An 11,245-nucleotide genomic window follows, 5' to 3' on the forward strand; every position below is an offset into this window, starting at 1 on the left:
GCACCGCATTGTGTTGCTTTCTAATGTTAGACATCAAAACAGCTAACATTAAGGAGCGCACATTAGGGGCATACTTTTTTTATTGCATAGATAGTAGGTATGACGAAAGGTTGTCACACCATTCATGTAATTTTGAGACTTCATAATAGCTGTTGTCATGCTATACTAATAGAAAAACGATGAGTAGAACAGTTTTACATAGATGAGTAAAACTGTTTCCACATAGATGAATAGAACAATTTATACATAGATGAGTAAGTTCATTTATACATAGAGGAGTTTATTATGGAAATTATCTGTTTTGGCGATAGTATAACCCGTGGATATGATGTTCGTTTTGGATTAGGGTGGGTAGAATTATGCGATGCTAGTATGGAACAAGTTCGATTTGAAAATCATGGTGTCGATGGTTTATCTGTACAAGGTTTAATTAATAATCTTGAATACTGGGGCAGTGACAAAAAATATGATGATACACGTTATATTTGTATCATGTGTGGTACCAATGATATTTTGCAAGGTCGACATAGTCAATATGTATATGAGAAACTAGTGAAAGCTTGCACTATAGCTGCTGAAAAAGGTCATGTCATTATTGGGTTAGAACCGCAAATTGACGGTGATATGGATGGACTCAATACAGTATTAGTAGAGGTTAATGAAAAACTCCGTCACTATGGAATGGCAGAGGAGTATTCGGTGATTGATTTTTACTCTGTTTTGCATGATGCAGATGATATTGGTCAAATCGTCTTTGCTGGTGAAGTGCATCCCAATGAACGAGGATATCGGTTGATGGCTTATAAAGCATTGGAAATATTTACTCGATTATAAGCTGTGTTTTCAATAGAGAATGGGAGGCCATATGAGTATTACCATGTATTACGGTCGCGCCGGTTCTGGCAAGACGAGGGCCGTATATGAGCGGATTAAACAAGTTATATCGGAATGCCCAGGGGAACCGATTATTTTATTAGTACCAGAACCAGCTACGTATCGTGTGGAGCGGGAGTTGGCGGAATGTATGCCCCATAAAGGATTTACTACTGTGCGCGTCGTTGGATTTGGACGATTGGCGTACCAAGTCTATCAATCTATTGGCAATGCTGATATGCATGAGTGTAGTATTTCTAAATTGGGTCGGTCTATGTTATTGCGCCTTGTTATGAAACGGAAAGTCAATGAATTAGGTTTATTGTCGCAAGCGGCAAAACGACCAGAGTTTTCCTCGGTTCTACAAAATCTATTTTCTGAATTTAAATCATTCCGTATTGGACCGCAGGACTTAGAATCTGGTGCTCAAAAGGTTTCTAACGAAGTGTTGCGTAAAAAATTACGTGAATTAGCAATCTGTATGACTGCCTATGATGAGGAATTAGAAAAACACAGTCAAATCGATGATGACCCAATCATGGCGTTAGTAGAATCTCTACCACAATCGCCATTAATGAAAAACAGCCATGTTTTCGTAGATGGATTTCATTGGTTTACGCCAGTTCATTTTGAATTGCTGTATATGATGTTTGATTTAGCGAAAGAATCAGTCATCACCGTAGATTTGCCAGATGATCCAAAACGCTTGTTACAAAAGAAACATAGTCATACTCTTTTTGCCCGTTCCATTGAAATCTTAGATAATCTATATGCTATATATGGAGAAAAATTATCCTTTCAAGCTTGTGAGGGTCATCGTGGAACCGATGTATTGCAGTCATTGGAACAACATTTCTTTCATAACAGGCATAATGTAGTGAAAACGACAGTGCCCATTATTTCTGCGTATAATCGCGAACGTGAGGCAGATTGGGTGGCTCGAGATATTCTCGCCTATATTGAAAGCAATCCGAACGCACGGTACCGCGATGTATGCGTAATGTTGCGCGAATCAGAAATCTATGGAGATATTTTAGAAAAAGTATTTACTCGTTATGGTATTCCTCATTTTATGGACCGTCAACGACCTATGAAAAACCATCCCCTAGGGGAATTGTTAATCGATTTATTAGGTGTTGTAAAACATAATTACAATCGAGATAATATGTTCCGATTGTTGAAAACCGATTTAACACCGCTTTCACGAGATATGGTGGATGAATTAGAAAATTATGTATTGGAATTTGGCATTGATCATTATAGATGGGCGGTAGAGCGCTGGACTTATATGAATCGAGTGTCCCATGTGGACGATGAAGCGCAGCCAGATGCAGCGCGTCGTGAGCGAGTGAACGAATCCCGTCGAGTTATCATGGATATTTTAGAGCCTTGGTTTGATTTTGCTGCCAATCAAAACCTCCATACAGGACGCCAGTGGTGTGAGCGTATTTACGGTGTATTAGAAGAATTACAAGTGCCTCAACGACTCTATGAATGGACAAAAGAGGCGGAGGAACATGGCGATTTAGAATCAAAGGCTAGCCATGAGCAAATGTATAATGCCATCATCGGATTCTTGGACGAAATGATGATACTCACTGATGAAGAGCTGTTGTCCTTAGATGAGGTGATGGCTCTCTTGGATGAGGCATTAGAAGATGTAAATTATTCCATGATTCCTCCATCTCTTGACCATGTGGCAATCACTACCATTGAACGGGCTTATAGTCAGTCGTGGCCACGCGTGTATGTGATGGGCCTCAATCAAGGTGTATTCCCTCAAAACATGGGGGATGAAGGGCTGATTAAGGATAAGGATCGTGAATTGTTGGCACAGGCAGGTATCACTTTAGCAGAAGGCGCGTTGCCTAAGGCGTTTAATGAAAATTTTCTTCTCTACCTCGCTATGACTCGTGCTAGTGAGCAATTGATATTGTCCTATGCAGGGGCTAATGAAGATGGAGAAGGACTTGAATCGTCACTCATTGTGAAACGATTACAATCCCTTGGCTTTTGTGGTAAACCAATAGAGGTGCCACTTACAATTCAATCTGGCACAGAGGGGGATTATGTGTGGCGCCCAAATCAGAGCCTATCCTTGTTGTCCGAACGTTGGGGTGCCCTTTTTAGCGGCGTCCATGTGGAACCTGTGTGGTGGGGGCTTTATAACTGGGCCCGTGAAAGCCCTATATATCGCCCTCGTTTAGCGGAGGTGAGTCGCGGTATTCGCGATAATAATCATGTACCTGTACTCACAAAGGATCTCGTAAAAGGATTGTTTTTACCAAAGGGCTACATGTCTGGATCCGTTACACGACTTGAAAAATATCAACAATGTCCATTTAAATTTTATGCTCAATATGGGCTGAAATTGGAAAAACGAAAAATCAGGTCCTTTGGAGCACCAGAAATTGGCACTTTTTTACATGCCAATTTAGAAAGACTAGGGGCTTACTTATTAGCAGAGAATAAACAATGGCGCGATTTAGACGAAACGGCACAGAAAGAATTATGTGCTAAAATCGGGGCGGATATTCTCAAGGAACATCGCTACGATGAAGATGAAACAACGGCGTATCAACAGGCCATTGAAGAGCGCATTGTGCGTACTTTCAGAAAAACGGTGTCCCGCCTAGTGGAATGGTCTAATCAAAGCGCATTTGACACGAAATATGTAGAACAAGATTTTGGTCGTCCTAATGGATGGGATGCTATTAAGGTACCTATTGGTGACAATTATTATTTGCGTCTTGTAGGACAAATCGATCGCATTGATGAATATAATGCAGATGGTCATACGCAGGGCATGGTTATCGACTATAAATCAGGTAACACATCGGTGAAGGCCCAGGATATTTACTATGGCCTTAAATTACAGTTTATGACCTATTTGCTGGCATTAGAGTCATCATATGCTAAGACCCATGGTAAAACCATGTATCCAGCGGCGGTATTATATACATATGTTAAAAATCCACTCACACCAGTAGATACACCAATTTCCTATGAAGAAGCAGAAGTAGAAGCGCGTAGAAATAATACATTAAGCAATAAGGGCTATGTTACAGATGATGTGGAGATGTTGGAAAACATCGATAATAAGATTTATACCTATGGCTCTAGTAAAGGACCTTATGTACCTGTGCGAGTAGGTAAAAGTGGGATTAATAAAAGTGATGTACGATATGTTAAAACAGCTGGTGAATTCGATGTTATGTGTCGCTATACAGAAACGGTGATGGCAAATATTGGCACATCTATTAGCAAAGGAGAATTTCCCATTGCTCCGTACCAATTGAATAAGGCCATACCTTGCTCCTATTGCGATTACAAATCGGTGTGTCGTTTTGATAACCAACGGAATCGCTATCACTACTTAACAAAACTCAGTGAAGATGAGGCTCTACAGCGCATGAAGGACGAGTTGAATGGTAATGCTGAAGATACTACAGGAGGTGAAGTATAATGGCTGTATCATGGACACCAGAGCAGGCATCTGCCATTATGGCTCCGAAGGATAGCACATTGCCAGCACAAACCTTATTAGTAGCGGCAGCGGCGGGGTCTGGTAAGACCGCAGTTCTCGTAGAACGAATTATTACGCGGTTACAAGATATGGATAATCCATTATCTGTACAGGAACTGATGGTCGTCACATTTACAAAAGCGGCGGCTGCAGAAATGAGTGCCCGTATTGGCGTTGCATTAGCAAAGGCGATGGAATCTACAGATGATCCGGTATTGCAACAACGGTTGGAACATCAACTCAATCTCTTGCCATCGGCGCATATTTCTACACTTCACTCCTTTTGCCAATGGGTGATACGCTCTTATTTTTATAAATTAGATATTAATCCTACGGCGCGCATCGGCAATGAAGCGGAAATGACCTTGTTAAAACAAGAGGTGTTAGATACTTTATTACGACAGGCATACGAAGACAATACATATCATATCTTTGATTTGTCCGATTTCTTTAGCGATGATAAATCCGATGCAGGATTGCAACATAAGGTGCTCAGTCTTTATGAATATGCCATGTCCTTACCAAATCCTGATGGATGGCTTACACATGCAGTACAGCCTTATGAGGAGGCACAGTCACAATCCCTCATCGATACCTTGTGGGGACAGGCGGCTTGGGCGGAACAGCAGAAGCAAATCGGCCAGTTAAAAGAACGATTGCAGCGCATGGAAGCCATCTTGGCTAGTCCTGTAGGGCCTCATAAGTGGTCGTCTATTTATGATAACCAAATAGCCGCTTTAGAACTGCTAAGCAATGCCTGTACATGGGGCGATATGGTAGATACGTGCAAACAGTTAGATACATTTACTAAGGGAACTTTCACCAGTTTAAAAACATTGATTGCCAATGGCACCGTAGATATAGGTTTAGTAGAAGAATTTAAATCCTTAGGTTCTCAAAATAAGGATATTCTAAAAGGAATGCAAACTGGTTTGTTTCATATAGAAGAAAGGGTGTTACAGCAACAGTTTGTTGACCAATATCCTATTATTCAGAATTTGGTGAATCTTACCATTGCGTTCCATAGCGCCTATGATGTAGCTAAAAAAGAACAAGGCATTATGGATTTTAGCGATTTGGAACATTTGTGTTTGGCGCTCCTCATAGAACCGGGGACGGAAGAAAATCCTAAACCATCTGATGTAGCAAAGGAATTGCAGGATACTTTCAAAGAAATCATGGTCGATGAATACCAAGATACGAATGGTGTACAGGAGACGATTATCAATCTTATATCCAAAGTGGATAATCGGTTCTACGTTGGCGATGTGAAGCAGGCGATTTATAGTTTCCGCATGGCAGACAGTTCGCTATTCATGAATAAATACAACACCTATGGTGGCGTTGATGCTGTTGAACGGCGCATCGATTTGGCGAAAAATTTTAGATCCCATGAAAATATTTTGGCTGTAACAAACTTTATATTTTATCAGATTATGACTGCTGATGCGGCAGAACTAGATTATACGGAACGAGAATCGCTCATACCAGGTCGCGTGGTTGAGGATGCACCTCCTGATTGGGTCGGTGGGCCTGTAGAATTACACTTGCTTGATTTGAGTGATACAGGAGACCAAGATAACAGTACTGAAGCGTATTCAAATGGTGCTCATAGCGGACATTCTTATGGGGATAGTTCTAGTGATACCGGTGGTGATTCTCCAGAAAGCAATGAGCGGGAATTAGATTTTATCATCCAGAAGATCAAGGAAATGCACGCTGCTAAAGTGCAAGTGCAGAATTCAGATGGTACATTCCGACCGATTCAATGGAGGGATTTTGCTATTCTGCGCCGTTCTGTGGCCACTTGGGGGACTCGTGCCGTAGCAGCTATGCGTGAAGCTGGTATTCCAGCGGTGGTAAATGAGCGAGATGGGTATTTTGAAACTCAAGAAATTCAATTGCTCTTAGCGCTGTTACAGATTATTGATAATCCCTGCCAAGATTTACCGATGGCTGCAGTACTGCACTCTGGCCTTGTTGGGTTAGATGCTAATGAACTAGGGGCTTTACGTTTGTGTGGCGATGGATTCTTGTGGCAGTTGCTGCCCGATTATGCTGCTACTACAGGTCGTGAGGATATAGCACAATTTGTAGCCCATATGGAACGGTGGCGCACCTTGTCTCGCCGTCGTGGCATTAGCGATTTACTGTGGGATATTTACGAAACCTTGGATTATGTAAATTATGTGGGCGCTATGCCTAATGGATTGGTGAGACGTGCCAATGTGCTTGCTTTATACGACCGTGCAAAAGGATTTGAAAGATCTGGGTTCCGTGGTCTTTTTAGATTTTTACGCTTTGTTGAAAGCTTACGGGACAGTAATCAGGACATGGCGGTTGCTAATGTAGTGACAGAAGCGGACGATGTGGTACGCATCATGACGATTCACAAATCGAAGGGGCTTGAATTCCCTGTGGTGTTCCTTACAGGTATGCAGAAATCATTTAATATGATGGATTTTCGCTCACCATTGCTCATCGATAAACATGCTGGTATTGGGCTTAAAGGATATTATCCAGATTTACGCGTATCCTATCCATCTATGCCTTGGCTATATTGTAAATCTGTGAAATTAGATGCTTTGAAAGCCGAGGAACAACGTATCCTATATGTAGCTCTTACAAGGGCTCGTGATAAATTATTCATGACTGGTTATATTAAGGGATTTATAACTGATACGAATGCATTGACACCTATAGGCAAGCGTGTGAAACAGGCAGCAGTGACAAAAACACAGGCGTTGGAAACTGATTTAATTACATCGGGCAACTCCTATCTTGATTGGGTGATTACCGCTTTTGCACGTCACCTCGAAGGAGGGGCTCCGTTGAGGAATAGTATCGAATTTGAAGGGGATACTACTTTTGATTTGTTGGACCGAAACTGTCGTATTAAGGTGGAAATTCACGATGGTAACCTTTATGGACATCTTGATTACAAGGCTGATATTGATGAAAGTACTATCAATGTAGTGCGTAACCTTGGTGCAGTTAATGATGTGGTGTTACCAGAGCATATTGTAAAGCGATTCGATTTTGTCTACCCTAACGGTGTAGCCTCTAAGACGAATGCTAAGATTTCTGTCAGTGAGTTGAAACGACGATTTGCTGCTTTAGATGATATACAGGCTAATGAATCGAAGATGTTGTTAGAACTTGTTAACGAGGAGCAGTTACAAAATTCTGTATTTGGCAGAAAGCCGAAATCTTTAGCTCAAGAGGATGATGTGCTCACAGGTGCTCAATGGGGGACATTGATGCATGAGGCTATGCAATGGCTACCTGTACAGTCTTATACGGAAACATCTATGGCGGATATGCTAGATTCCTTGGCACAGAGTGGCAAATTTAGCAGTGAAGAACGGAATATGTTGAGTGACCGTAGTTTGCTAACATTTTTCCTCTCCGATTTGGGGAAACGGCTTATTGCATCAAAACGAGTAGAACGAGAAATGCCTTTTAGTATGCTCTTTGATGCGAAACGTGTGTATCCCGATGTGGAAGAAGGGGAACAACTATTCCTGCAAGGGATTATCGATACCGCTTTTGAAGAAGATGGACAGTGGGTATTAGTAGACTATAAAACAGACCGAGTCAAAACAAGTGATGAACTCATTGGACGGTATAAAATACAAATGGACCTTTATAAAGAGGCCCTAGAAACATTGACGGGCATGACTGTGAAAGCTACCTATATTTATAGTTTTAGACTGCATGAGGCGATACTCGTATAGAGTGAGCCGTAATATTTGATTATAAAAGTAACTTCTGCTGAAAGTGAACTGCACCCCAAAAATGGGACACAATTTTTGGAGGTGCAGTTCAAAGGTGGGAGTTACTTTTTTAATTAAGATTTATAAAAAAAATATGAAAAAAGACTACCCAAAAAGTATCTTTTATAATATAATATTGATGAATTTAAAATGAATAGAATGTTTCTGTTTAGAATATTAAGAAACAGGGATATTCAACAAGTAGTTGGTTTGGTTTGATTTGATTAATGTAATTGAATATGTTGGTTTATTCCCCCTTCTTATAAGTCTTATTGTAATTATAAGCGGGGGGTATAAGTGTATATACCCGTTTTGGTATATACACTTTTATTTTTGCCAAAATTTTAGAAATATAGTGGTAAAAATATAGGTACACCTTTGTAAGTCCTGTTAATGATGACTTTAGGGAGTCATATACAATAAATCAATAATTTAAGGAGGTTAACAGAAAGTATGAACAAAGCGTATAAGGTTATTTGGTCTTCCTTGCGCCAATGTTATGTTGTCGTATCGGAAAAGGTGCATAATCGAACGAAGAGTAATGTTCGTTCTGTACACATGATGAACCCTATTGAGTCGATGAAAGAATCCTTTAAGGCTCTATTGCAAGCAAAAGGGGGCATACCAAAAGGAATCTCGGTAGCTGCATTTGTGACTGTGTTGGCGTCTGGGATGCTCGGTGTATTGCCTGTAGAAGCGGCGAATGAAACAAATCAAGCAGTGGATGTTATGTATGTACCTGGCATTGATCCTTCGACTGGTAAGACTCAAATAATTCGTAACTATTTTATTATTACAGAAGACCCTAATGACTCAACTCCGCGCTATAATACTAGCCCAAATGGTACTGGTGTGGCAATTGGCTATGATTCGGCGATTAGTACAAATAAGGGGACTGCAGTTGGTACCTATGCAAAATCTGGAAATAGCTCCGTAGCTGTTGGTACTAATTCTCAGGCAATGAATTATTCCACTGCTGTGGGGGTTGATTCTGTTGCTACAGGGGAAGGATCGGCAGCTTATGGTGAGAGTGCTAAGGCTTATGGCGCAAGGTCTAGTGCGTTAGGTGATAATGCGGTTGCTGGTGTGAAGGATTCTACTAATGTCAATTATGCTACCGCTGTAGGTGGTTATGCCAAGGCTACTGGTAACAATTCTACTGCTGTAGGGGCTGGTCAAATGGCAGATGCTGCTACTGCATCAGGTGAAAATGCAACAGCTCTTGGTTCTAAGACCAAGGCAACTGTTGCGAATAGTACTGCACTAGGATATGGAGCGAATGTGAGTGTAACTAATTCGGTAGCATTAGGCGCTAATGCTACAACTAGTACTGCTAGCAGTGTATCTGGTACAGTTACTATCGGTAGCGGGGCTACAGCGTTGACCTATAGTGCGGATGATTTTGCGGCGAGCACTAATGATTTGAGTTCTGGTGCGTCTAGAGGTGTAGTGTCTGTTGGTTCTAAAGGTGCAGAACGTCAAATTCAAAATGTAGCAGCAGGTGCTATTTCTGCTACTTCCACAGATGCTATTAATGGCTCCCAACTATACTATACCGCTAAGGCTTTAAATGATAATAAAGCAGATAAATCGACACAGTATGTGTACAAAGTTAGCAATAATGCAGGAAGAGCTGCTAATACATCTGGAAACGTGGATACATGGACTCTTGGGAATCCAGATAGCTTAAGCTTCAATGCCACTGATAAATTGAATGTAAGTACTGATGGCGCTGGTAATATAGTATATGATTTGAGTGATTCTACAAAATCTAAACTAGTTACTGATGTACAATCTGGTAAAAATACTACTGTAGTAAAAGTTCAAAATGGTGATGGTTCCTATACATATACAGTAAATTCTGCGTCCCCATTTGAATATGTGACAGAAAATGGCGATAAATTGGTGCTTGTTGACGGTAAGTTATATAAGAGTGACCAATTAAATGCTGATGGTAGCTTAAAAACAAATGCACAGCCTTATACTGGAAATACGACTATTAATGCAATTGACCAAAATGGTAATAAACAAGTTATCGGTAACATTAAAGGTGGTTCTATTACAAATGGGTCTGACCAAGCTATAACGGGAAACCAATTATACAACTATGTCAATGTTAATGGTACAGCTGCTACTAATACAGATGGAAAAGTAAACTTTGTTAACGGTACCAATACAACTGTTTCCGTAGATCCTGCTAACGGTAATATTTCCTATAATGTAGCTAATACATCTCTTAGTGTAGGCGGTAGTGGCTCTGTTAATGCTCCTAGTAGCAGTAATGCGAATTCTTTTGTTAATGCTAGTGATTTGACAACTGTTTTAAATAGCATGCATTGGAACGTAACGTCTAGTGCTGCAGGCGGTACTAATACTGGCCGTTCAGTGGCACCTGTGAAAGCTGGCGACACAGTGACCTTTATTGCTGGAGATAATATTAAAATCGATCAAGATGGTAAAAATTTCACCATTTCTACTACGGCTCCAACCAATGGACAAGATGGTAAAGATGGTAAAAATGGCGATACCATTAAAGTTACAAACAATGGTGATGGATCCTTTACCTATGAAGTTATCGATAGTGATGGCAATACTAAAAGCACCCAAATCGTAAAAAATGGTGTTGACGGTGCTAAAGGCGATACAGGTGCGCAAGGTATCCAAGGTGCCAAAGGTGACACTGGAGCAGCAGGTAAAGATGGCAAAGATGGTAAAAATGCCACCGCTAGTGTGACTGATAATCCGGATGGAACTCATACCATTACGATTACCGATGGTAATGGTGCAACAAGCACAACAACTGTAAAAGATGGAGCCAAAGGCGAAAAAGGTGACACAGGAGCCAAAGGCGATACTGGTGCACAAGGTATTCAAGGTGAAAAAGGCGATACTGGCGCACAAGGTATCCAAGGTGAAAAAGGTGACACTGGAGCAGCAGGTAAAGACGGCGTAGATGGTAAAAATGCTACGGCGGATGTAAAAGATAATGGAAATGGAACTCATACCATTACGATTACAGATGGCAATGGTAATCAAACAAGCACAACCGTAAAAGAAGGAGCTAAAGGCG

The 11,245-nt window shown here is 40.9% G+C and carries 4 protein-coding genes; all 4 read left to right on the top strand.

What is annotated here, in order from left to right; genetic code table 11:
• Nucleotides 1–285 precede the first annotated feature (285 nt).
• Entirely contained in the window at nt 286–834 is a 549-nt protein-coding gene (locus tag EO120_RS04535) for an SGNH/GDSL hydrolase family protein (protein WP_127134296.1), read from the top strand.
• Nucleotides 835–865: 31 nt separating this feature from the next.
• Nucleotides 866–4,339 carry a PD-(D/E)XK nuclease family protein gene (locus EO120_RS04540; RefSeq protein WP_127134297.1) on the top strand — a complete coding sequence of 1,158 codons (3,474 nt, stop codon included), beginning with the start codon at nt 866–868 and terminating at the stop codon, nt 4,337–4,339.
• Nucleotides 4,339–8,136, top strand: coding sequence for a helicase-exonuclease AddAB subunit AddA (gene addA / locus EO120_RS04545; RefSeq protein WP_127134298.1), 3,798 nt, complete (start codon nt 4,339–4,341; stop codon nt 8,134–8,136). Before EO120_RS04540 ends, addA begins: the two co-directional genes overlap by 1 nt.
• 492 nt (nt 8,137–8,628) lie before the next feature.
• A partial coding sequence (locus tag EO120_RS04550; protein ID WP_127134299.1) for a collagen-flanked surface repeat-containing protein occupies nt 8,629–11,245 on the top strand: 2,617 nt, incomplete at its 3' end.

The organism is Veillonella caviae, from assembly GCF_003992125.1.
Taxonomy (GTDB): domain Bacteria; phylum Bacillota; class Negativicutes; order Veillonellales; family Veillonellaceae; genus Veillonella; species Veillonella caviae.

Bases quoted from the DNA above. Each gene is read 5' to 3' on its own strand.
- EO120_RS04535 (WP_127134296.1), top strand. From the start codon at position 286: ATGGAAATTATCTGTTTTGGCGATAGTATAACCCGTGGATATGATGTT.
- EO120_RS04540 (WP_127134297.1), top strand. From the start codon at position 866: ATGAGTATTACCATGTATTACGGTCGCGCCGGTTCTGGCAAGACGAGG.
- addA (WP_127134298.1), top strand. From the start codon at position 4,339: ATGGCTGTATCATGGACACCAGAGCAGGCATCTGCCATTATGGCTCCG.